Origin of the sequence: Streptomyces sp. NPDC052682, from assembly GCF_040678435.1 — a bacterium.
In the GTDB taxonomy this organism is placed as follows: Bacteria; Actinomycetota; Actinomycetes; order Streptomycetales; family Streptomycetaceae; genus Streptomyces.
Genome location: NZ_JBFATS010000018.1, coordinates 160,109 through 181,383, shown reverse-complemented (window position 1 = coordinate 181,383; position 21,275 = coordinate 160,109). Strand labels below are relative to the sequence as shown.

The 21,275-nt window shown below is 68.1% G+C and carries 20 protein-coding genes and 2 pseudogenes; 8 read left to right on the top strand and 14 right to left on the bottom strand.

Annotated elements, in window-relative coordinates; genetic code table 11:
* Positions 1–182: 182 nt before the first annotated feature.
* Positions 183–437 (top strand): hypothetical protein, encoded by a 255-nt coding sequence (locus AB0K80_RS26775; protein WP_365673857.1) that lies wholly within the window; start codon positions 183–185, stop codon positions 435–437.
* 74 nt (positions 438–511) lie between these two features.
* Here AB0K80_RS26775 and AB0K80_RS26770 read toward each other — a convergent pair whose 3' ends face one another.
* From AB0K80_RS26770 to AB0K80_RS26760, 3 genes are all read right to left on the bottom strand, one after another.
* Entirely contained in the window at positions 512–1,171 is a 660-nt protein-coding gene (locus AB0K80_RS26770; protein WP_365673856.1) for a hypothetical protein, read from the bottom strand.
* A 231-nt stretch (positions 1,172–1,402) separates the two neighbouring features.
* Positions 1,403–1,900, bottom strand: a complete 498-nt coding sequence (locus AB0K80_RS26765) for a lamin tail domain-containing protein (protein ID WP_365673855.1) — start codon at positions 1,898–1,900, stop codon at positions 1,403–1,405.
* A gap of 328 nt (positions 1,901–2,228) precedes the next feature.
* Positions 2,229–2,942: a VOC family protein gene (locus AB0K80_RS26760; protein WP_365673854.1), complete on the bottom strand. Its 714-nt coding sequence runs from the start codon at positions 2,940–2,942 to the stop codon at positions 2,229–2,231.
* Between the two features lie 269 nt (positions 2,943–3,211).
* Here AB0K80_RS26760 and AB0K80_RS26755 point away from each other — a divergent pair, with 269 nt between their 5' ends.
* The gene (locus AB0K80_RS26755; protein ID WP_365673883.1) at positions 3,212–3,298 is read left to right on the top strand and encodes a hypothetical protein; all 87 of its coding nucleotides are present in this window, start codon (positions 3,212–3,214) and stop codon (positions 3,296–3,298) included.
* Between the two features lie 437 nt (positions 3,299–3,735).
* Here AB0K80_RS26755 and AB0K80_RS26750 read toward each other — a convergent pair whose 3' ends face one another.
* The 3 genes from AB0K80_RS26750 to AB0K80_RS26740 form a co-directional block, all read right to left on the bottom strand.
* Complete coding sequence (locus tag AB0K80_RS26750) at positions 3,736–4,209, bottom strand: hypothetical protein (RefSeq protein WP_365673852.1); 474 nt, start codon at positions 4,207–4,209, stop codon at positions 3,736–3,738.
* A complete protein-coding gene (locus AB0K80_RS26745; RefSeq protein WP_365673850.1) occupies positions 4,206–4,739 on the bottom strand; it encodes a hypothetical protein in 534 nt (177 codons plus the stop codon). Before AB0K80_RS26745 ends, AB0K80_RS26750 begins: the two co-directional genes overlap by 4 nt.
* Positions 4,740–5,628: 889 nt before the next feature.
* Positions 5,629–6,369, bottom strand: a complete 741-nt coding sequence (locus AB0K80_RS26740; protein WP_365673848.1) for a transposase — start codon at positions 6,367–6,369, stop codon at positions 5,629–5,631.
* Positions 6,370–6,640: 271 nt separating this feature from the next.
* Between AB0K80_RS26740 and AB0K80_RS26735 the strand changes: the two are divergent.
* Positions 6,641–6,855 (top strand): annotated as a pseudogene (locus tag AB0K80_RS26735) (restriction endonuclease); the annotation flags it as partial.
* Positions 6,856–6,915: 60 nt separating this feature from the next.
* On the opposite strand, the gene AB0K80_RS26730 reads toward AB0K80_RS26735, so the two are convergent.
* Complete coding sequence (locus tag AB0K80_RS26730; RefSeq protein WP_365673846.1) at positions 6,916–7,848, bottom strand: glycoside hydrolase family 16 protein; 933 nt, start codon at positions 7,846–7,848, stop codon at positions 6,916–6,918.
* Positions 7,849–8,064: 216 nt separating this feature from the next.
* On the opposite strand from AB0K80_RS26730, the gene AB0K80_RS26725 reads away from it, so the two are divergent.
* The 4 genes from AB0K80_RS26725 (at position 8,065) to AB0K80_RS26710 (ending at position 11,364) form a co-directional block, all read left to right on the top strand.
* Positions 8,065–8,436 (top strand): response regulator, encoded by a 372-nt coding sequence (locus AB0K80_RS26725; protein ID WP_365673844.1) that lies wholly within the window; start codon positions 8,065–8,067, stop codon positions 8,434–8,436.
* A complete protein-coding gene (locus tag AB0K80_RS26720; protein WP_365673841.1) occupies positions 8,436–8,810 on the top strand; it encodes a response regulator in 375 nt (124 codons plus the stop codon). The genes AB0K80_RS26725 and AB0K80_RS26720 overlap by 1 nt, the downstream gene beginning before the upstream one ends.
* A gap of 23 nt (positions 8,811–8,833) precedes the next feature.
* On the top strand, positions 8,834–10,942 hold the full coding sequence (locus AB0K80_RS26715; RefSeq protein WP_365673838.1) for an ATP-binding protein: 2,109 nt from the start codon (positions 8,834–8,836) through the stop codon (positions 10,940–10,942).
* Between the two features lie 104 nt (positions 10,943–11,046).
* A complete protein-coding gene (locus tag AB0K80_RS26710) occupies positions 11,047–11,364 on the top strand; it encodes a hypothetical protein (protein ID WP_365673836.1) in 318 nt (105 codons plus the stop codon).
* Positions 11,365–12,632: 1,268 nt separating this feature from the next.
* On the opposite strand, the gene AB0K80_RS26705 is transcribed toward AB0K80_RS26710, so the two are convergent.
* Positions 12,633–12,956, bottom strand: a complete 324-nt coding sequence (locus tag AB0K80_RS26705) for an STAS domain-containing protein (protein ID WP_365673834.1) — start codon at positions 12,954–12,956, stop codon at positions 12,633–12,635.
* Positions 12,957–13,558: 602 nt separating this feature from the next.
* Positions 13,559–14,794 (bottom strand): GAF domain-containing sensor histidine kinase, encoded by a 1,236-nt coding sequence (locus AB0K80_RS26700; protein WP_365673832.1) that lies wholly within the window; start codon positions 14,792–14,794, stop codon positions 13,559–13,561.
* An 844-nt stretch (positions 14,795–15,638) separates the two neighbouring features.
* Between AB0K80_RS26700 and AB0K80_RS26695 the strand changes: the two are divergent.
* Positions 15,639–15,749, top strand: a pseudogene (locus tag AB0K80_RS26695) (ATP-binding protein); the annotation flags it as partial.
* Positions 15,750–17,008: 1,259 nt separating this feature from the next.
* Here the strand turns inward: AB0K80_RS26695 and AB0K80_RS26690 are convergent.
* The 5 genes from AB0K80_RS26690 to AB0K80_RS26670 all read right to left on the bottom strand — a co-directional run bounded on the left by AB0K80_RS26690 (position 17,009) and on the right by AB0K80_RS26670 (position 20,723).
* On the bottom strand, positions 17,009–17,320 hold the full coding sequence (locus tag AB0K80_RS26690) for a hypothetical protein (RefSeq protein ID WP_365673829.1): 312 nt from the start codon (positions 17,318–17,320) through the stop codon (positions 17,009–17,011).
* A 122-nt stretch (positions 17,321–17,442) separates the two neighbouring features.
* Positions 17,443–17,739 carry a hypothetical protein gene (locus tag AB0K80_RS26685; RefSeq protein ID WP_365673827.1) on the bottom strand — a complete coding sequence of 99 codons (297 nt, stop codon included), beginning with the start codon at positions 17,737–17,739 and terminating at the stop codon, positions 17,443–17,445.
* 569 nt (positions 17,740–18,308) lie between these two features.
* Complete coding sequence (locus AB0K80_RS26680) at positions 18,309–19,025, bottom strand: ParA family protein (RefSeq protein ID WP_365673825.1); 717 nt, start codon at positions 19,023–19,025, stop codon at positions 18,309–18,311.
* A 238-nt stretch (positions 19,026–19,263) separates the two neighbouring features.
* A complete protein-coding gene (locus AB0K80_RS26675; protein WP_365673824.1) occupies positions 19,264–19,830 on the bottom strand; it encodes a helix-turn-helix domain-containing protein in 567 nt (188 codons plus the stop codon).
* The gene (locus AB0K80_RS26670; protein WP_365673822.1) at positions 19,827–20,723 is read right to left on the bottom strand and encodes a MarR family transcriptional regulator; all 897 of its coding nucleotides are present in this window, start codon (positions 20,721–20,723) and stop codon (positions 19,827–19,829) included. Before AB0K80_RS26670 ends, AB0K80_RS26675 begins: the two co-directional genes overlap by 4 nt.
* Positions 20,724–21,275: the final 552 nt, after the last annotated feature.

The following is a 21,275-nucleotide window of genomic DNA, read 5'->3' as shown; positions in this document are numbered from 1 at the left end:
ACCCGCCACCTCGCCACGCTCCCGGACACCCGCCGCCGTCCTCGTCCCGGACCGGAGGCCGGCCGCCGACCCGGCCGCGCCCACCCTGCCGGGCCGGCCTCCGGCTCCGGGCACCCCGCGGCCACGGACCGGGGGACGGCGCCGGGCCGGCTGCACTGGGGGAGGAGTGGCCATTCCCGTGCGTGCCGCTGCCCCACGACCGCGCCGCCATCACCGGCAGCGAACCGCACGCCGCACCGGCCGCCCCCTGTCCATCACGACTGCACAGCAGCCAACCGCAGGAACAGATGCTCCTCTTCGCCCAGGAGCAGCCGCCCACGATGGCCCGCCCGGCGGTCAACCTCATGGCTCTGCACACCAACCTGGAGACACGGGAACTGACCGTCGATCAGATCGGCGGCGGTAAGCCGGTGATCTGCAAGCTGGCCGCGGAGTAACTCTCCTGGCCTCAACAGCATTGGCCCGACCCTGTGCTCAGGGTGGGGGTCGGTCTCATGTGCGCGGCAGACGGTCAGGCCGGGGCGATGAGGACGCCGGGAAGGTCACCAGCGCGCACGGCGTCCTGGTCGATGGCCACGCCCGTGTAGGCGCCCACGGCGCTGAACACCAGCTCGGGCAGACGCTCGCCATGCTCCTCGAAGTACGCCACGACTTCTGCCTCACTGGCCTCAGACATCGACGGGAACACCGCGCCTGCGGCGGTGAGGGCGGCATCGAGGGCCGAGCCCTGTCCGGTGTCGGTGCCGAAGTCAGCCCGGTATGCGCAGGCATCGGGCGCATGGATGATCAGGGCCGGGGGGCTGAAACGGTTGGCGGTCAGGCAGAGGATCTCCTGGCCCTCGCAGGGAAGCATCGACTCGACCTTGCCCTGGTAGCCGGTCGCCCAGGTTGCCATGCCCCAGTCCTCCAGCACGTACGTCCACTCACCGCACGTGCCGTACATGGCGCGCTTGACGTAAGGGGAAGGCTGGCCCGGCTGCCCGGCCGGTGCGCGCAGCTTCCTGCAGGGGGTGCGCGCGGCTAGCTCGTCGAGGTCGGCGCCCAGGTTGATGAGGAACTCGTCCGTCTCCACGCCTCGGGCCAGGGTCAGCGAGATGCCGCCGAGCATGCCGGGCACGGCCGATAAAGGGGTGTGGTGGTGTGCGCCTATCCACGCGATGGCGTCACTCATGCCGGTCAGGGTATCGGCCGGTACTGGCGGCGGTCGTGGTGGTGGCAAGGCGCGGCAGCGCACATGCAGGTGGAGGTGCGCTCCGCCGTACGCGGACTCGTGAGCCACACGGCTGGACTGCCGCTGTACCGCACGGCCACGGGGTGCTCCCGGCCCGATTCGGCCCAGAACGGCTTCGAGGGTCGGCTGCCAGTCTGGCAGCCGACCCTCGAATACTCGCGCAGTTCGCGTTCAGCCGTGGAAGCTGATGTACCCGTTGCTGTCCCGGTCGTCGCGGGACTTGGTGTAGGAGTGCACATCGGCGCGGGCGCCGGACGGCTTGTAGAAGGAGACCGTGTCCTTGTCGTTGTTCCACATGAAGTTGCAGTTCTGGCGGTAGACGACGTTGTTGCGGTCGGAGTCGGTGCCCTTGCCGCCGCGCAGCTTGACGTAGTCGCCGGGCTCGAGCTTGTGGCTGGCGGGGAAGGTGAACGTGTTGCCGGTGGCGTCCTTGACGACGTAGCCCTTGAGGTTCACGGTCGTGCTGCGCGAGTAGTTCTTGATCGTCAGGTACTCGTCCTTGGTGTTGCCGCCGGAGCACCGGTTGGAGTCACGGCCCGGAGCGTCATACTGGATCCCCTTGAGTTTCAGAGGCGAGGAGTACTCGGCGGCCTGAGCCGGAGCCGCGGTGACGGCCGCGAGCGCGCCGGCGATAACGGCGCCAGCGGCCAGAGCATGACGGATGCGCATGAGGAAATCCCCCCTCAATGGTGCGTATGGAGCGCTCCGGAGCTTACCCAAGCCAGCGATCGCCTCTCCCGCGTGGTCGACAACGCCCCGCACCACCACCGAACTCGTCCCGGCCCAGCCGTGCATCGTGCCCGTCATCGAACGGACTGCTGACCAGACGCCGTTGCGACCAAGATGCCGTTCGAGGACTCTGCTGCTTAGTTCGGGGTTGGGTAGTGGCTCTCTCCTCGCGGGACGCGTTGAGCTGTCCGTTTGGTGACGGGGCCCCGACTCTCTGCTGCGCTCCCCGCAGCAGCAACCGCCTACCGCGGCTCCCTTGGTTCCGGCTTCACCGGCGCGTGAGCACGCGGAACTCGTTGCCGTCGGGGTCGGCCAGCAGCACCGCGCCGTTCCCGCCATGGGCGGAGTCGAGACGCTTCGCCCCGAGGAAGAGCAGGCGCTCGACCTCTGTTTGCTGATCGTCGTCCGGGACGAGGTCCAAGTGCAGGTCCTTGCCGGGGTCCGGCATGAGCGGCGGACCGCCCCACGTGATCTTCGTACCGCCGTTCGGTGACTGGATGGCGGTCTCCTCGTCCTGGTCCCAGACCAGCGGCCAGCCCAGCGCCTCGCTCCAGAAGTAGCCCACGGCCTGCGAACCATCGCAGGCGAGCGCTCCGATGAAGCCGCAGCCAGCGAGGAAAGTGTTGCCCGGCTCCAGGACACAAAACTCGTTGCCCTCGGGGTCGGCGAGCACCACATGGGACACGTCCGTTCCCTGGCCGACGTCGGCGTGCTGCGCGCCGAGGTCGAGCGCCCTGGCCACGGTCTCCTGCTGGTTCTCCAGGGAGGAGCTGGTCAGGTCGAAGTGCAGCCGGTTCTGGGCAACCTTGTGCGCCTGGGAGGGACGGAAGCCGAGGCGGTAGCCGGCGTCATTCCCGGACAGCAGGGCGATGCCGTCGTAAGAATCGTCGGTTCTCTCCAATCCCAGGACGCCGGACCAGAAATGCGCTAGGCGCTCGGGCTGGTGCGCGTCGAAGGAGATTGCGAAGAGTCGGCTGCTCATTGCGCCACGCATCCTCGGTCCGTTGAGTGCCAACTGTCGGCAGGGCGCCATGCCAGCGCCTCGAACGAGGATCCTATGGGCGGGCCAGCCTCAGTTGCAGCCGAGTATTCCGCGGCCCCGGAGCCGGAGACACGGTTATCTAGGGGCGCAGGCATGTTCACACAGGTCATGAGGCTCTCCGTCAGGTACGTATGGCAAGTAGTAGAAGTGGTTCGGGCGAACCACTTTTTGGAGTGTCGTCCTGATGTCCGCTTTGTGGCCTTGGTTCGATCAAGTCACAAAGCGGACATCAGACTGCGGGAGTGGGCGCGGCGTCGTACTGGGCCACGGTCCAGGCGATGGCCTGGCAGGTGTAGAGGAACCAGTGGTCGTACTCGGTGAACTCCCAGCCGGTGGTGTCGAAGCGGAAGCTGTCGAACCGGCGAGTGCGGCCTTGGCGCCGGCTTCGGTCTCCAGGTCCGTCTGCGTTGTTGTAGCGGCTGAACAGTTCCTCTTCGACCTCCGCGACCAGCCCGGGGTGGGCGGCCTCGGCCTCCTCCGCGGCCTGCTTGATGTAGGGGCTCGGCAAGTCCCCCTCGTCGGGCTCATGCAAGCCGCTGACCAGTACAGAACGGTCAAGCTGCCGCCGGTGTGCGATCCAGCCGCAGTGTTGCATCCGATGAAATTGTGGCCACTTGGAACATCGGTACAGCCGTTGGCGTTGAGGACGATCGTGGTCGGCTAGCACGTCTGCTGGTCGCTCTGCTGGGATATAGCGGAAAGATCGTTGGGCGGCGAAGGATGCGGCACATTCTCATACGGCTGGCGGCTGAGGGGGCTGAGCCTGCGCCACCGCACTCATTCCGCTGCGCGTCACTCGCGAAACCGCCTTCATGTCGTACTCGTCGCTTCGCCGAAGCACGAAGAGTTTGACCAACGCCAGCAGGCTTGGGCCACAAAGCAGGATCGACAGCCACCAAAAGTCCTTGGCGACGAACACCCCGGCACCGAGCGAAACGATGGCCACGATTCCGCCGGTGATCAGACCGGCCATGTACTGCTTGTGGGCACGCTCATGCTCTGCGGCCTCACGCTGTAGCTCCAGACGGAGCAGCCGTTCCTTGTGCTCGCGGCGAAGCTGAGGTTCCAGCGCTTTGAGCGCGACCTCCAAATGCGCGGCGTCGAGAACACCTCCCCACTTCGCGGCGATGCCCAGCCCCGCCGAGACGACCGGATCGTCACTCGGCGCCTGAGAAGCGGGGGAGGCATTCTGGCCCTCCGTGCTCATTGCTGGATCCCTCCACCGCTGTTTGAGACGGGTACGCAGTCGGCTCCGGTCATCTCGGGTGGTGGCCCGAGGCGGATGAACAGCATGGCCAAGGCTTGATCGATGGATTGCTCAGCCCGCTTGGAGACCGCCGCTCTCATGTCTGGTGAGAGTGGTGGCGATCCAGAGGCCGCGAAACGCGTGTGCAACTGGTTGAGCATCGAGGCGTTCAGAGGAAGCTCGGTCAATGCCCACAGTCTCTCCGGGGTGAGCTCTTCCTCGGACCTTCCGTACAGCTCCGCCAGTTGCGGACGAATCTTGATGAGGAAGTCGATTCGCTCTTCATCGCCGGGCAGGGCGTTCCACACCGCTGCGAGACCGGTCCTCACGATCAAGCTCGCTTTAAAGCCATCGGGGAAGGCGTCCTGCGACCTCTGGGGGTTCGAAGTGGTGACGGGCTGAGGCGTCTCACCCCGTCTTTGCGGCAGAGGTCGGCCAAGTGATCGTACGAAGCGGTTGAACGCCGCTGATAGTGCGTCGAAGACACCCATGCCCGCCCCTTCCGCCGAGGACGCGATCGGAATCGCTAAGGCTACCGAGTTGGTCACTCAGTGGAGCTGTCAAATCAGTCATTCATACTGCACCAGCCCCTCGACAGGAACCAAGGCGCCCGACCGCCCCTGCCAAGCCATGGTCCGCTGCGAGTATGAGAACCGCGTCAGCGCCCTCGCGCTGCCCGGACCGTGATCGTTCTAAGCGCCAACGGCTGTACCGATGTCCCCCGAGGCCGATGTAGCTGCCGTGTGCCCGGTGATTGCCAGGGCGCCGGGCCAGGTCATCACCTAGAACCAGTACGCGGAGGACTTCGGCATTTCGACCTCCAGGTGCCGGTAGAGGCCGTCGTCGCGCCGGACGGTCAGCTTGCCGTCCTTGGATTCGGCGGCGAACGCTCCCTGATCTCCGCGACCAGTGCCCGGAACCCGGCGCCGGCCTTGGCCTGCGGTGAGTGGTCGAGGAGGGTCGGGGTAACCATGGTGATGCCCTGGCGGGTGGCGTCATGATCAGGTCGGCGGACGGGTAGCCGGCGAGGAGGTAGTGCTCGCCCGGCGTGAGGCCGCGGTCGGCGAGGTTCTGCTGAACGGGCCTGGTGGCCTTCGCGTCCGGGACGCTCGCTTCGGTGGTGAGGACGTCCGTGATCAGCCGCAACGGCAGGACTTCGGCTTCGGCTTCGGCGGGAGTGTCGCAGGTTTCGGTGAGGTGGACCTTGTAGCCGAGCCAGAAAAGGTCGTCGCCCTTGGCCGCCACCGCGCATCAGGGTCGTAGGGGTAGGCCAGGCGGAGATGTCCGGGCGGGACGCCCTCCTTGGCGCGTAGTAGGTCTGCACGAGCATCCTGCGCAGGAACGCGACCGGCTCGATCTCCCGCAGCCATCTGGGCGCCCCTAGTGCCCAGATGGCCCGGCAGAGCGCCAGCGCGTCCTGCCCGAACACAACGGCCAGCCGGTCCCGCTTCGATTTCGACGACGGAATCGTCCACCCGTTGACGCGTTCGGCGTAGCGGTGCGCGAACTCGGGAACGTCCACCGCGTCGGCCAGCCAGCAGCCGCGACCGCAAGGGCCTCCAACGCCCCCCGCACGCTCTGACCTGCGAGTTCGGTCCGGTTCAGGTCACGGACCGCGCTGATCACATGGGTGGAGTCGGTGCGCTGCTTGCCGCCGGACCAGATCAGGCCCTGGTCCCGGCAGACTTCCAGCAGCCGGTCGAACACCACCCGCTCCATGCCGTGCTGGGCCAGCCGGGCTCTGAACCGGGACAACACGGTCGCGTCGAAACCGGTATCGGTCAGTTCCGCGCCGATCGCGTACTTCCAGTCGATCGCGCGGACCGTCATCGCGGCGGCTTGCCGGTCGGTCAGGTTCTCCGTGAACTGCAGCGCCGTGACCAGCGACAGCACCGCCGGCGACAGGCCCGGCGCCCCACGGCGTCCGAACGACCCGGCGAACGGCTCGTCCGCGCCTCGCCCAGCCGGTCCCGCACCCGCATCGCCAACGTCCCCTGAGGGAACGCCGCCCACGCGACCGCCACGGTCTGTGCCGGGATCTCTGACAGCCCCTACGGCTGCAACGACATGGACTCCACCCCGTGTGGCCCACGACGCGACCAGGGCCACAGAGGCGATCATGTCGCACCCGCGACGCTCACCCGGCCGAATTGCGCAGCAGAGTCTTCGAGAGGTTCATACACGGTGCGGTGCTATGCGTCTCGCGCCCTCACGCTCCGCGTCGACAGTTGGTATGCGCCGACGGGCCCCTGCTGCGTAGGGACGGCGGGGAGCAGTTCGGGCGGCATCTCGTTTCGGTGCCTGCGCATGATCTGCCGCAGCGCGCGGGCGAGGACCGGGTACGGACGGTGGGCCGTGGCCCCCAGCATGGCAGGGATCAAGGGCGTCCGGGGACGGCTGCAGGAACGCTCAGCGGGTCGGCGGCGGGGGCGATCTGGGCGCGGATGTGAAGGCCACCGACCCGTTCGGGCGGCGCTGGGTGATCCAGTGCAAACACCGCCGCAACGGTGCCCGCGGCTCGGCGTGGGCACGCCGGATATGCAGGTCCTCAACGGAACCGCCCGGCCGGTGCACGGCGCGGACGTCGCCGTGATCATGACGAACGGCATGGTGACCGCGCTACCGCGGTGATGGCGCCGAGTACTGGGTGGCGCTGTTGGGGTGCTGTCAGCGGGAGGTGGTGAGGACGGTGACGTGGTCGACGAGCATGGGGCTGCCGGGCCTGGTCCTTGTGGTGGGTGTCTGGTGGCCGGCGATGTTGTCGGGGAAGCTGCCGCCGATGGCGAGGTTGAGCAGGATGAAGTGTCCGTGGCCTGTGGCGGCGTTCCAGGCGGCTGGGGCGACCTGGGTGGAGCTGACGGTGTGGAAGAGTCTGCCGTCGATGTACCAGCGCAGGTGTTCGGTGGGGCTGCTGCGGTCCCATTCGAGGGTGTAGGTGTGGAAGTTGCCGGGGCAGGGTGAGGTGGTGCAGGGGGTGTCGGCGGCCAGGCCCGTGTTCTCGTTGCAGGGTTCCCCGCCGGGTGTGCCGCAGTGCATTGCGCCCCAGATGCGGTTGCGCCCGTTGGCGTTCTCCATGATGTCGAACTCGCCGGCCTGTGGTGCGGGTACTCCCTGGCGGTAGGGGGCTCCCAGTGTCCAGAAGGCCGCCCAGTACCCCTCGGCGGCGGGCCCGGTCACGGACGGCAGCTGGATGCGGGCTTGGATGCGCAGCTTGCCGCCGTCCGGCGGCTGGAAGTCGCTGCGGCGGGTCTCGATACGGCCGGAGGTCCATCGGCCGGCGCGGTCGCGTAGTGGTGTGATGCGCAGGCGGCCCTGGCCGTCCAGGCGGAGGTTGGCGGGATTGTCGGTGTAGGTCTGGACTTCGCCGGTGCCCCACTGCGGCGGTCCGCCCGGGTATTGGGTTCCCACGTCGATGATCCACCGGTTGCGGTCGGGAAGACTGCCGGCGCGGCCGGTGAAGTCGTCCGCCCACTCCACACGCCATCCCTGCGGCGGCGCGGGCAGCGCGCTGGTGGAAGCTTCCCCGCAGCCCAGGGAGAACACGGCCAGCACGGCCGTGAGGGTCAGACATGCGCGGCGGCCGCGCAACCGGAATCTCATTTCAGGCCCTTCCTTCAGCGGCTGGCACACGTGTGTGAGCCGGATTTGCCCATATTGATGTCCGGATGACTGTAAGGAACGTGGTGTCGAAGTGCCGGGTGTGTCGTGCGTCGGCGCGTCGTTGCCAGGGGGCGGAACCTTTCGTGCGGATGCGGTATATGTCCAGCAATGTGACATTGATCTTGAGAGTTCCCGCTCTCCTGACAGGAGGCCGTGGTGGAGCATCCGCATGTGCTGGTGATCGAGGATGAGCTGGATCTGCGGGTACTGCTGGAGCGGCATCTGGGGGCACTGGGTTGCCGGGTGTCGGCAGCAGAGAACGGCGTGAAGGGCCTGGAGCTGGCGTTCGCGGATCCTCCGGACATGGTGATCATCGACATTCTGCTGCCGGATATCGACGGCCGGGAGATCGTGCGCCGGCTGCGTGCGGACGAGCGGACCAGGAGGTGTCATCTGGTGGTTTCCTCCGTGCTTGATTCGCCGGATCTGCTCTATCTGGCGACGGAGCTGTTGGCGAAGCCGTTCGGGCGGGCGTCGGTGACCGAGATCGTCGACTCCTACAGAGCCTCCCAGGCCCCGGAGGACTGATGGCCCACGTGCTGGTCGCGGACGACGACACGGACATCCGGGAGCTGGTCGCGTTCAAGCTGACGCAGGACGGCCATGAGGTGACGGCCGTCGAAGACGGCCTGCAGGCGCTTCAGGCCCTGGAGGAGAAGGCAGTGGACATCGCCTTGCTGGACATCCGCATGCCGGGCATGTCCGGGCTGGACGTCTGCCGCCAGCTGCGTGCCGCACCCCGAACCGCGGCGCTGCCGATCCTTTTGATCACCGCCCGCTCCCAGGAAGGCGACGTGGAGGCGGGTTTCGCCGCGGGTGCGGACGACTACATCACCAAGCCGTTCAGCCCTCGGGAGCTGTCCAGCCGGGTCGAGGCGGTGCTGGCCAGGGCCGGCCGGTGAGGTCTGCCAGGAGGCGAGGACACGTGAAGAGGCCGGGCTTTATGGGGGCGGAGGGTGACTGCGTCGGGCGGCGGCTGGGCCTTGCGTTCGGCGTGCTTACCGCACTCATCGCTCTGGTGGGGGCGGGGGCGGTGACCGGGGCGGTCATGGAAAACGCCGTGCAGGACCGGATCGCTACCCGTGTGCAGCCTGCTTGGGCCGCCAATATGCGCCTGCACCAGGAGGCGGTGCAGATGCAGCGCTCGATGCGCGGCTACCTTCTCCTTGGCGACCGTGGCCTGCTCGATGACTACCGTCAGGCCCGCGACCGTTATCCGGACCTGCTGGCTGTGGTACGCCGCTACGCCACGCCCGCGATGGAGGACAATCTCGACAGGCAGCAGCGGCAGCTGCGGGCGTATGTGAGGATCGCTGACGAGCAGGGCAAGGCGTCGCCCCGAAGTGATCAGGCGGTGAAGCTCGCCCGCACGGGCAGTGCCGCGCTCGAGCGATTCGCTGACACCAATCAGCAGCTGCAGGCCCAGCTCAGCAGCGAAATTGAGCGGCTGCAGGACCGCTCGGACACCACCATCACCGCGGGGATCGCGGCGCTCACGGCCCTGGTCGCTGCAGCCCTTGCCCTGTCTCTGTATACGGCGAGGCGGGCCACGCGTGGCGTGGTGAGCCCGCTGAGGCAGATCCAGCAGGCGCTTGCCAGGCTGACGGCCGGTGAGCACTCCGCCCGTGTCCGGCCGGAGGGGCCCCGCGAGACCCGGGCGGTGGCCGAGTCTGTGAACCAGCTGGCCGACGAGAGCGACCGCCTGCGCCGCATCGAGCAGGACCGCAACCGGCTCGCGGAGATCGCCCGGCAGGCCGGGATGCGGATCCGCGAGCGCCTGGACGTCGATGAGGTGCTCGACAAAGCGTGCGCCGGGATCGGCGAGGGCCTGGACGCCGACTACGTCTTCCTCCTCCTGCGCGATGGCGAGAGTCCGCTCGTGCCCGTCGTGCGGGCCTGGTCGGCCGAAAAAGGCCTGCTGCCAGCCGAGACCCAGCAAGCCCTGCCGGGCATCCCCGCCGACGTGGTCCGTGACCACTACCAGCAGGGAACGGCCTGGCTGGTCCCGGACCTGACCGGCTACCTCGCGACCACCCGGCCGGTGCCCGGCGCGCCCGGTTCCTTCGGCGAGATCGGCCTGCCGGAGGCCAACCGCACCGCCTCGGCCAGGCTGGGCCTGCACGCGGTGGCGGTCGTCCCGCTCGGCGTCGGCGACGAACCCCTGGGAGCCATCTGCCTGGCCCGCACCCGGCGCGAGCGTCCCTGGCAGCGCGTGGAGGTCGAAACAGCCGAAGCCATGGCCATCAGTGTGGCCCGAGCCCTGCACACCTCCATGCTCTACGAGCAAGAAGCACACCTGGTCGAAGAACTACGTGCCCTGGACCGGGCCAAGAGCGACTTCCTCTCAACCGTCTCCCACGAACTGCGCACCCCGCTGACCAGCATCGTCGGCTACATCGAACTCCTCGAAGACGAAGACACCGGCCCGCTGACCGACACTCAGCACAAGATGCTCGACGTCATCGCCCGTAACGCCCACCGCCTGCGCACGCTCATCGAGGACCTGCTGACCCTCTCCCGCATCGAATCCGGCAAGTACACCTCGCACAAGAAACCGGTCGACCTGCGCCACCTGGTGACTGCCGCGGTCGACGCCATCCGGCCCGCCGCCGAAGCCGCCGCCGTGCACCTCGACGCCGACTGCCCCGACCGGCCGCTGGTCTGCGAAGCCGACATCGACCAGCTCGACCGGGTCCTGATGAACCTGCTCTCCAACGCCGTCAAGTTCACCCCCCACAACGGGCAGGTCCGCGTCCATGCTGCCCAGCAGGACGGACACGCCGTGATCAGCGTCAGCGACACCGGCATCGGCATCCCCGAAGCCGAGCAGAAACAGCTGTTCACCCGCTTCTTCCGCGCCTCCAACGCCAACGACGCGGCCATCCCCGGCACCGGTCTGGGCCTGACCATCGTCCGCACCATCATCGACAACCACGGCGGCACCACCGAAATCCACTCCCGCCAAGGCCAGGGCACCACCGTCACCGCACGCCTGCCCCTCACAGCCACCGACCAGGCCACCACAACCCCCTGACAGAGGTGGCCATGAGACACGAACGGCGCGCTTCGAAAGGCCGGACCTGCGCGTCTGCCGTATCTGTTGTGAAAGGTGATCCCTTCCCCTCACAGGAGGACGTCATGAGAAGACACATCCCCGCGGTCATAGCCGCTGCCGGCGCTGCCACGCTGCTCACCGTCGCGGTGCCCACGAGCGCCCACGCGGCGACCGGAACGTTCACCTACACACACGCCTACACCAAGCTGCCCGTCACGCTGAACAACCCAGCCGACGCCTCGTGCATCCAGACCACCGCCAACGGCCCGACGACCAACAACACCAGCAGCAACGTCACGCTGTATCCCAGCCCTGCCTGCCAGGGCGAGCCGCTGGGCACGCTGCCGCCGAAGGGCTCGGCGAGCCTGGCCTTCGCCAGCGTCGTCTTCACTGCACCCTGACCCACCACCGCACCTCACCGCGAACCCCCATGGTCGGCGCGGCCGTCGCCCCGCCTCGCACCGTCCCGCTGGTCCTGGACATCGACCGGTGGCCCCTTGGACTTCGGGTACAGACCGGCACCCTCTTGGACAAAGCTGAGTGCTGCTTGAACTGCGGCAATGGGCGGCGCTCGACGCAATTCTGGGGAGGAGCTGACCGTACGCGCCCGGCAGGGCCGGCGCATGAGCAGCCCCGGCCGCGAGAGGCACAGAGGGTCCGTGCCGACTTCGTCCGGAACGGACCCTCGTACAGCCTCCAACGCCCGGCTACGCCGCCGCCCCACTACAGCACGAGGCCGGTGAGGGCATCACGGCCCGCATCACCCTGTCCGGCACTCAGCGATACCGCCATCAGCGCAGCCGACGTGACTTCATACAATCCGGCTGAAGAGGTGAGGCAGGACCCCGGCTCCCTCTGCCATGACAGCGCCGGGGCCCCGCGCTGTGCCGGGGAGGCATTCTGCTCAACGAGCCGTGCACCCGGGCGTCACCGCGCCCGGCCGGTCACTGGTTGGTGTGGCAGACGATGACGCTGCCGGCCATAAGACGGGAGCTGCTGGCGCACTGAGCCGGGCACGGGCAAAGTCCCCGACCGGGCAAGGCCGGGCCTACAGGCACAGGCGCCCTGCTTTACGTCCTGGCGGACTTCCTGACCGCCGTTGAGTCCGCTGGTCGGATCCGCAGGCTGCTCGGCGTCCCATCACACCTGCACGATCGTGTCGGCCCGGATCATCTGCACGCCCATGGCCTCGCTGTGCAGTTCCACCCAACACGTCCGCGAGAGCGATCAGGCTCCCTTGTGACGGACGCCGGGGCGTCATGCCGATCGCGTAGGACGTGGTGTGTCCGGGCCGGAGTCAGATCTCTCCGGCCGCCGCGGCGGTGAGCCAGTCGGCGGCGTCGGCGTCGGTCAGAAGCAGTTCCTGCGTCTGGTGGGCAGTGCCGTCTGGACGACATAGACACGGGCCCGGGATCGGGCTGCTCTTCCGGGCTTGGGCTGGCAATCGGGGAGCCGATGCCGGGTGTGGGTGCCGATCCGCGAAGGATCATGGACTGCTCATGGGCGGGGAGTAAGGCCGCGCCGGGGGCTGAACGGTTTTTGTGCCGCCTGGCCCGCCTGGAGGCCGGGCTGATCGACTGGGCCTGCTAGGCCAAGGCAGGCGCGCTCGCCGCCATCGTGGGCCAGCCTGCTCCACGAGAGCTGTCTGAGGAAAAGGGGCTCCGAGCGGTCAGGCGGCCTGTGCGGCGTCGGGGGTCAGCAGAGCGTCGGTCTCGGTCAGGCGCAGCACGCTCGCGGGCTGGGTCTGAAGATCGGTGATGAGGAGCCGGCCGCCCTCGGCCAGCAGGCGGCGGCGCAGGTTCAGCAGGAGGTTCAGGCCGACGGAGTCCATGAAGGACACCCCGGACATCTCCAGGTGCAAGGTCTTCCCGGCGAGGGGGATGACCAGCGTTGCTTCTTCGAGAGCGGGGCACGAGTCGAGATCCATCTCCCCGGCCACGGTGACGACGGTACGGTCTGCGTGCTGTTGGGTCGTGACGGTGAAGTCGTTCATGGTTCGCCCCTCTCGCTTCCAGGGGGTCGAGCCCATCACACCCCGGATTCGGGGGTATCAAGCGCGTGACGTGGGGGCACGCACAGTCGAGCAAGACAACCCGCACCGCCGCCCGGCCACGCAAGGTGACCTTCAGGGGAGGGCGCGAGCCTCCTACCAGACCAGGCTGGTGGTCCGTCCAACGTCGCACAGACTGGGCATCGGCCGCCAGCAGGCATCGGTAAAGGCTGTGCATCCCGGCACACATCGGCCAGGGGCAGAAAGGGTCACAGGCGCGGAACATCGTGCGCGGCTGAGTGGGCAGCAAAAGCGCAGAATGAGGCGGCTGTCCGGTCCGGACAGCCGCCTGACTCATGCAGCGGCGCAAGACGGTGGGTCGATCCTTTCCCGGCGCTCTACCGCACTCGGCGACCTCACACGCTGGGCACGCAACCGGCCCGGCGCCGCCGTCGGCACCACCGACCTGGACTAACCCCGTTTAGCACGGCTTGGTCGATCACCGGTGATGGCATCCCACTGGTGAGGGCTGCTGCGGCGAATATCTGTGGCCTCGCATCGTCGCCTCCGTACTCGCCCAGCAGCATGTGAGTCGGGGGCGGCGGTCAGTTCGGTGTGGTGTCGGTGGGCAGGGTGAGCACGGCGGTGGTGCCGCCGCCGGGTGTCTCTTGGAGGCGGAGGGCGCCGCCGTGTGCTGTGGCGATCCGCTGGCAGGTGGCCAGTCCGATGCCGGAGCCTTCGACGTCCGGGTGCACACGGGTGAAGAGGTCCATCACACGCTGCCGGTCCTGCGGCGGGATACCCCGGCCGTTGTCGATGACAGCAATCTCCCAGCCGTGCCCGTGTGCGTGGGCGGTGATGACGATCTGGCAAGGGCGGTCGGGCCTGCGGAACTTCAGAGCGTTGCTGACGAGGTTTTGCAGCAGCACGCGCAACTGGGTCCCATCCGCGATCACGACGGGCAGGTCCTCGACAGTGACGCGTGCACGGTGGGTGCGCATGGGGCTGTCGAGGTCCTCGATGACGGCGTGGACGAGGGCGTTCAGGTTCACGGGCTCAAGGTGGAGTTGTCCCCCCGCGCTGGCCAGGGCGAGCACATCCTCGATCATGGTGCGCATGCGATGGGCGGAGCCGATGACGCGTTGGGCGCAGAAGGAGGCGTCGGGGTCGTTGGCGATCGCCGGGATGTCGATGAGATTCTCGGCGTGGCCGAGGATGCCGGTCAGCGGGTTCCTGAGGTCGTGGCTGACCTGTCCGGCGAACTGCTGCAGGGCCCGGTTGGAGCGTTCGAGTTCCGAGCGTGCCACATCGGCGGCTTGCAGTGCCTGATGAAGCAGTGCCTGGTGACGGTGCAGGTCGAGGACGTCGACGACCATACGGGCCAGCTTGTCCAGCGCGCCGCGCTGCGAGGCGGTCAGCTGGCGGACCTGGGTGTCGAAGACGCACAGGGTGCCGAGGACCGGTCCCTCGGGGGTGCGCAGCTGGGACGCGGCGTAGAAGCGGATGTCGCCGAGGTCACCACTGACCCAGGGGTTGTCCGCGAAGCGGGGATCCAGCCGGGCGTCCGGGACGAACACGGGGGCGGGCTCGACGATGGTGACCGCGCACATGGAGTCGCTGCGGTCACACACCGTTGGTTCAAAGCCGACCGCGGCGATCAGGTTGGCGTGCTCGGCGGACATGATGTTGATCACCGAATGAGGGACCTGGCAGACATAGGAGGCGAGTTCCACGATCGACGCCAGGTCCGGCGGGACCGGTGCCCTCAGGATGCCGTACCGCTGCAGGACTCGTAGACGCTCGGGCTCATCAGCGGGTACCGGGAACGATGCTTTGGCCACGATGACCGTCCTTTCCTGCCTGTGGGGTCGAAAGATCGTTCCCCGTGCGACACCCACGGCCACGGAGCCGGGGTGCGGATCACCCGACGGGCAGAACACCTTCGGCGGGGCAGCGCCCGCCGCTCACCTTCTGCAACGCCCACCCCGAAGGACGGTGCTCCCCGAGCACCTCGCGGACGCCGACTTGGGCGACGGCTCCAGGCGCTCGGTGGCGACCTGGTCGTAGTCGGCACCGTCGACCGGCCGCACATGGTCGGGATCCCGAACCCACACACCCGGTACTCCGCTGCCTCCACAACTCATCAACGAACGGCTAGAGATGCCCGACGTGTACGCGGGCTCCGCGCTGCCGTCCTCACGGTCTCGGTACGAGGGCAGTCCGATCAGGTAGGCCCAGCCCGACTCCGTTTGCCGCCGCTTCCACAACGGAGAACAACTCTCCTCCCCGCCCGGACGGGATGAATCGTGTGACAGGGTGGCGGGTCGCCGCACTCATCGGACAGGGCGACGGCGCAGCCTGCCGACGAGGCACACCGCGACCCGATCCTCCGGCACGACCTCCAACTGCCGGACTCCTGGTGGGCCGACCTGACGGCGGCGCTGGAGCAAGCACACGATCACGGTGGTGGATTCATCGAGCCGCACGGTGTGGTCCCGATCAGCTACGACCGGCCGTACTACATCGCTCCCGCATCACGGCACGCGGACCGCCCATACGCGCTGCTGGTGGAAGTTCTCTCCAAGACCAGGCTCGTTGGCCAAGGTCGCGATCCGCAACCGCGAACGCCGGGCGGTGGTCAACCCGTACCGGGGACTGCTGCTGTTGCAGACCCTGCGCTGGCCCGTCGCGCAGGGCTTCGAGCTCCAGCGAGAGCCGGTCGGCAAGCGCATTACCGCCCGCATCGCCCTGCCCGACGACCCCGGCGGCGACGTCACCGGACGCCGCCCCCAGTAGCAACCGGCACTCCCCTTGCCCCCTTCCCTGACGGCCTGCCGCAAAGCGGCGCGCTGCAGGGGGGGAGGTCCGGGCGGGCGCGGTGCCAGCGTGCGGGTGGCGTCACCGTTCGGCAGCGTGGCGGGCGACGGTGTCCCCGTACCGGAGGGGCGTCCGGCATCACGCTGCCCTTGCCCTAGGGACTGATTCCGCCGGGTCCACCCTTGTTCCCTCTCACACGTCCTTCACGGTGGACTCGCCGATCCGGCCGCCAGCCGGAGGAAGCAACAATCGATGACCGTTCCCCACCCGTCCGGCGTGCCCCGTCCGGCCGCCGCAGCGGGCAGCTGAGCCGTCGGCCGCCCCCTTCGGGCCTCTGCGCTAGTGTTCGCGCCGATCTTGTGGTGCGCCGGGCGGCTGACGATCGACACCGAGACGGACGCCTACGAGCAGGCGATAGCCGCCGTCCAGGCCGCGTATGGCTTCCCTTTGGCCGACCCGCCAGCGGACTCTTGGCCTGGCCCGCAGGACGCGGTGTCTCGGCGGCAGCGATCGACGGCCAGCCAGGCACTCAACTTCTGCTGGGGAGGGGAAAGCCGTTGGACCTTAAGGCCGCCGGCGGCCTGGACGTGACAGTCCTGAAGAGTGGCGTTGTCACCACAGGGTCAGCGGGACTCCCGCTTCCTCCGCGGCACGGATTCTCTCTTCGATGCGATCTCGAGATTCGTCGGCTCTGAGGCCCGCCAGGATCGCCGAAGCGATGGCCCGTGTTCGGCCAGCAGCCCCGCGTACGTCTGCGAGTGGACCATGGGGATTGTGCCGCCGTCGCGACCACTCGGCTCGGTTCTCTGCAGCTGTCCCAAGCCGCAGGTGGGCGGGGTTGGTGCAGCCGTGGAAGTCACAGGTGTGGCAGATGACAGGATCCTCAGCGGAGGACCATCCCGTCCGGGTGACCACGCCGTTGGCCAACTGGTAAGCGAAGAGGTGAGCTGGCACCGTGCCTCTGCGAGATGGTCCCGGGAGGCTAGCGGCGCGGAATGATCCGTGGCCGGTTGAGCTGACGGCGCCCAGCCATGGCCAGCATTGCGCCGCTGAACGGACGTAGCACTTGGCCTTGAAGCGAGCGACTATGGCCTCGTCAGTCAGCCAGCTCAACCACAGATCGGCCGGCAGTCGGACCGGTGTCGGGTGTCCCAGAAGGGACAGCTGCTCTCCTCGGGTTGCCGGGATCTGTCGGTCCTCGCCGATGTCCAGCAGCGGGAGTTGACCGGTGTACGCCGTCATGGTGTCTGGTCCCCGAGCTGCTTCAGATTAGGCGGATAGCCCTTGGCCCGGAGCCAGGCGTCGAGGGCCAGGGCGACGATGTCCCCGTGGGGTATCTCGGTGTCGGCGTTGCAGCGGCGGATACGCCGTTGGAGCTGAAGGACATCCGGGACGGCGTAGTTCAGCTGGCCGCGCTTGGTGTGCCGACTGTTGAGGACCTTCAGGGTGTCCGGATGGGGAGCAAGCGGATCACCTTGTGACTCCGACTGTGCTTCAAGGGCGTCGGCAACAGCGCGCAGCTGGCTGGCATAGGTAGCGAGGTTGCGCACGGAATGGCTCCCGTCGAGGCGACTAGGCGGCTAGCTAGCCGCCTAGTGGACTAGTGGAATAGTCGCCGAAGCGGGGCGACCAGCCTTTGTGCCGGCGGGTCGCCCCGATCGACGAGCGGTCGTCAGAACCCGCGGCGGCTCAGCCACTCGTCCACTGCCACGCAGACGATGTCACCGATGGGCAGGTGGTCGAGGTCGTTGTCGAGCGCGAAGCGCTTGATCCGCTTCTTGAGCTTCAGCGCTGCGGGGACGGAGGCGTCGAGGCTCTCGCGCGCGATGTGGCGCTGATTGAGGACTGCGGCAGCCTCTGGGATGTCCTTCGGGCGGCCCGCCCCCTGCGTCCACGGCGCACCCTCATCGGATGTCGCCTCCGGTGGAGCCTCCCTCTCGTACGGAGGAGCTGCTGCTCCTGCCCGCATGGGGAATGACGGTCCTTGTGCAGTCGGCGCAGAGTCCCGTACGGCCACTTCGGAGGAGCCGTACGCCGGGGTCGAAGGAGCACCGGGAGAAGGCGGAGCGGAGGCCTGCCTGCTGCCCTGGGGCAAGGGGTCGGGCGAAGGCGCAGTCGGGGGACCCGCCGGCAGCGGCCCGTCTTCGGACAGTCCGGCATCGTCGTGCCGCGTTTCACGTCCCTCGGACGGTGCCTCAGCAGGAGCGGCAACAGGGAAGGCACTCGACGCGCGATCAGCGTCTCCATCGGGCTCCGCGGCGGTCCGCACCTGCTCTGGCTCCTTCGTCGCGGAGGCCTCGTGCGTTGTCGCGGGCGACTCAACGCGGCCGGCAGCCGGCCGAGGCGGGAGTCCACTGTCCGCCGCGGAGGGCGCCGCGAGATCGGTGTCCGCGGGGTGGGCCTGCTCGGCAACCAGGTGCTCACGGGTCAGCTCGGCCGGCGGCGGAGGCGCGGCTGCCGCCTTCTTGACGCCGCCGAGCACGTGGCCCTTCGGGCGGGGGCGCCGAGTCGGAGGCTTCAGCTTGTCGTTGTTCTCGGTCACGCTGCGTCCAGCTCCTTCATCAGCTCGGCGTACTCGCTCAGCTCGGTCGGCACCTCGCCGAAGGCCTCCATGTAGTGCACCCAGGAATGGATCACGGTGTCCGTCAGGGGGAACGGTCCGTCACGGTCCTCGCCGAGCCCCTCGCCCTTCGGGGGGTTCAGCAGGCTTTCCTTCGCCCTGCGGGGCAGGCTGGTGCGGTCGTCCGCCTTGACCAGCACCACGTGGGCGGTGACGTCACGCTCGTTGCGGGCGGCGGCGCGCTCGGCTTCGTCGAAGGTGGCCACGAGCTTGCGGCGCTCGATCTTGGTAGGGGCGACGGGCACGATCAGCCGGTCCGCCTCGGTAACAGCCTCGTGGAAGATCCTGGCGCTGCCGCCGCCGGCGTCCACCACGATCGCGCCGAACTCGGCGCGCTTGGTCTGGATGTACTCGGCGATGTCGTCGAACGGGTACCGCTCGACCACCAGGTTCTCCGGGATCTCGAAGCCCTCCGCCTGGGCGACCTTGAACCAGTCGTAGGCAGACTGGCTGATGGCGTCGGCGTCCAGCAGCAGCGTGCGCAGTCCGAGGACCGCGGCGTAGTAGAGGGAAATGAACCAGGCCGATGTGGTCTTGCCAGCGCCGCCCTTCAGCATTCCGACGACGACCACAAAGGCTTCCCGGCTGCTGGTCTTTGCTGCTGCCAGCGTCTTCTCGCGAGTGAGCTCGTTCACGTGTGCTTGTACTCCTAGAATGCGAAGTTGAGTTCTTTCGCCAGGCAGCGGACAAGGCTTTGTGTGGAGCAACTGCCTGACGGGAGGCCCTCCGGGTGCCTGCCGTTACGGGCAGGCGCCCGGAAGTCGAAGTGATCGCCGGTCCTCGGCGGAGGCCGGGCCGGATGCGGTGATACCTGCGCGTTCTGACTAGGCCTGCTGCGCGGAGTGAGACGGACGTGCGTCGGCGTCTGTCTGATCACGGGTCGGTCCTGTCCCGACGCTGTCCAGCAGCACCGTGCGGCCGCATCTGCGTCTTGGCCTGGTGGAGGAGCCGATAGACGGTTGCGACGGATAGGTGGTGCTCCGCGGCGAGACCCGAGACCGCGGCTCCGTTTTCGTACTTCTTCCGCAGCGCCGTCATCAGCTTCTGCCGTTCGGCGGCCCTCGCCGCGGATCGAATGCGCAGGGTCTCCTGCGCTGTACGCGGCTTGCCGCCGGCCTCGATCAGCAGCTGACGGGCGGCACGCTTGGTCTTGGCCCCCGCGAGAGCGAGCTCCGCTAGGGTGGCGCCGTGCTGTTCGTACAGTCGACGCAGGTGAGAGGCCAAGCGGCGGCGAGCCGGAGCCTCACGCATCCGGCGCGTCTCCCACGGAGTGCGCATCACCGTTCCGGCGCTACGCAGTCGGTTGATGACCGTGCCGTGCGAAAGGCCGCTGATCGCCACGAGTTCCTGGACTGTGGATCCGGCCTCGTAACGCTCCCGCAGGGCCTCGGGAGTGCTGGGCACTCCATGGTCGCCCGGTACTGGGCGTGGTTCGGTCATGCGGCGGACTCCCATTCTCTGAGTGCATCCGTGTAGGCGGCGGTGAGTTCGTCGTACGAGCGCTCGTCGCGCGGGGTGATGAGGATCAAGCGGCCGTCAGTGGCGATCCGCCATTCCGGGTCCGGTGCTCCTGTGACCGGGTCCAGCACGCTTCCGCGAGGCCCGCGCCACTCAGCTGAGACCTCGTCGGGACGGGGGGAAGGAACCAGCACCTGTCGGCCTGCGCGAACGACGACCAGGGCCTTGGCGCGATGCTCCGACAGGCCTTCCAGCGCCTCGCGGTACGCCGCCCTCTCAGCAGCGTGCAGCGCCTTGCGGTTTGCCGAGATCCCTGCGGTTCCGTACTGGTCGGCAATCCGGTCCCAACCGCTCGCAGGTGTGCCTCGGTGGTCGGTAACAGCGTCCGGGTGACTGTTACCGACGCCTTCGAGGGCCTGCGGGGCCAGTGACCAGGTTTCGCCGGTGTGGCGGACCAGGCCATGGGCCAGGAGCCGGTTCAGGGCTCGATAGGCGGTGGCCCGTGAGACGGATGCCGTGACGACGAGCTCGCTGACGGTCTGGTGGGGACGGGCGTGCAGAGCACCGATCACCATGAGTGCCGAACTGCCGAGCGCGTGGTGCGTGAAAGCATCGTGTCCCATGAGGCGACCGATGACGACGGAATCGATGTCGGCAGAGAGGCCCGTCTCAGAGGTGTTCCACTCCTCAAGTGCCGGGTCGGGGGGGAACTGAGTGGTACGGGAACGAGATACGGGTGACTGGATGGCAGACCCCGGCCCGTCACCGAGGTACCAAGTCGAGCCTTCGCGGCCGTGTCCGACCTTCAGCCGGCGCAGCCACCCTCCAGGCTTGAGGACGGTCTCGTACGCCTTGCGCAAGGTCTGCCTGGACACCCCGGCCTCTTCGGCCGCTTGGCGTTCGCTGGCCGCATGCAGGCGCCCGCCGGCGATCTCCGCGAAGTTCAGATGGGCTCGAAGGACACGTAGGGCGGTCCTGCCCCGTTCCCCGCGCCACGGGGTCGTCTCGATACGGGCCCGCAGAGCTGCGAGGTCCTCATAGGACTGTTCGCGTGACTCGACCCTCGCGGTGCTACGGACCGTTTCGCACGCCCTCTCCCAGACTCGACGGATGTATGCGAGGGCGCGAGCCTGTCCGGAGCGCTGTGCTATGTACTGCGGATGCCTACCGCCCTCGTGGTCCGGGTGCATGAGAAGTTGGGTGAGCTGATCAAGGGTTCCTCCGCAACGTGCGACATGGCAGGCGATGGCGGCAGTGACGCGATGCCCGTGCTCAGACAACCCCTGTCGGGCAGTTCGGCGAACGACCTCTCCGTCACGGCCGAGCTTGCTGTAGCTGCCAGCGGCGTAGCGACCAGTGAGGTCACCGAGGAGCACCAAGTCGGCAGCGGCCGACGGGAGGTGGGCGAGCCCCAGGGGTGCGGTGTG

What these genes read in the sequence shown, in the direction of transcription:
- AB0K80_RS26770 (WP_365673856.1), bottom strand. Translation starts at nt 1,171, where the DNA reads ATGAGTGACGCCATCGCGTGGATAGGCGCACACCACCACACCCCTTTA.
- AB0K80_RS26765 (WP_365673855.1), bottom strand. Translation starts at nt 1,900, where the DNA reads ATGCGCATCCGTCATGCTCTGGCCGCTGGCGCCGTTATCGCCGGCGCG.
- AB0K80_RS26760 (WP_365673854.1), bottom strand. Translation starts at nt 2,942, where the DNA reads ATGAGCAGCCGACTCTTCGCAATCTCCTTCGACGCGCACCAGCCCGAG.
- AB0K80_RS26750 (WP_365673852.1), bottom strand. Translation starts at nt 4,209, where the DNA reads ATGAGCACGGAGGGCCAGAATGCCTCCCCCGCTTCTCAGGCGCCGAGT.
- AB0K80_RS26745 (WP_365673850.1), bottom strand. Translation starts at nt 4,739, where the DNA reads ATGGGTGTCTTCGACGCACTATCAGCGGCGTTCAACCGCTTCGTACGA.
- AB0K80_RS26740 (WP_365673848.1), bottom strand. Translation starts at nt 6,369, where the DNA reads ATGATCGCCTCTGTGGCCCTGGTCGCGTCGTGGGCCACACGGGGTGGA.
- AB0K80_RS26730 (WP_365673846.1), bottom strand. Translation starts at nt 7,848, where the DNA reads ATGAGATTCCGGTTGCGCGGCCGCCGCGCATGTCTGACCCTCACGGCC.
- AB0K80_RS26720 (WP_365673841.1), top strand. Translation starts at nt 8,436, where the DNA reads ATGGCCCACGTGCTGGTCGCGGACGACGACACGGACATCCGGGAGCTG.
- AB0K80_RS26710 (WP_365673836.1), top strand. Translation starts at nt 11,047, where the DNA reads ATGAGAAGACACATCCCCGCGGTCATAGCCGCTGCCGGCGCTGCCACG.
- AB0K80_RS26705 (WP_365673834.1), bottom strand. Translation starts at nt 12,956, where the DNA reads ATGAACGACTTCACCGTCACGACCCAACAGCACGCAGACCGTACCGTC.
- AB0K80_RS26685 (WP_365673827.1), bottom strand. Translation starts at nt 17,739, where the DNA reads ATGCGGGCAGGAGCAGCAGCTCCTCCGTACGAGAGGGAGGCTCCACCG.
- AB0K80_RS26675 (WP_365673824.1), bottom strand. Translation starts at nt 19,830, where the DNA reads ATGACCGAACCACGCCCAGTACCGGGCGACCATGGAGTGCCCAGCACT.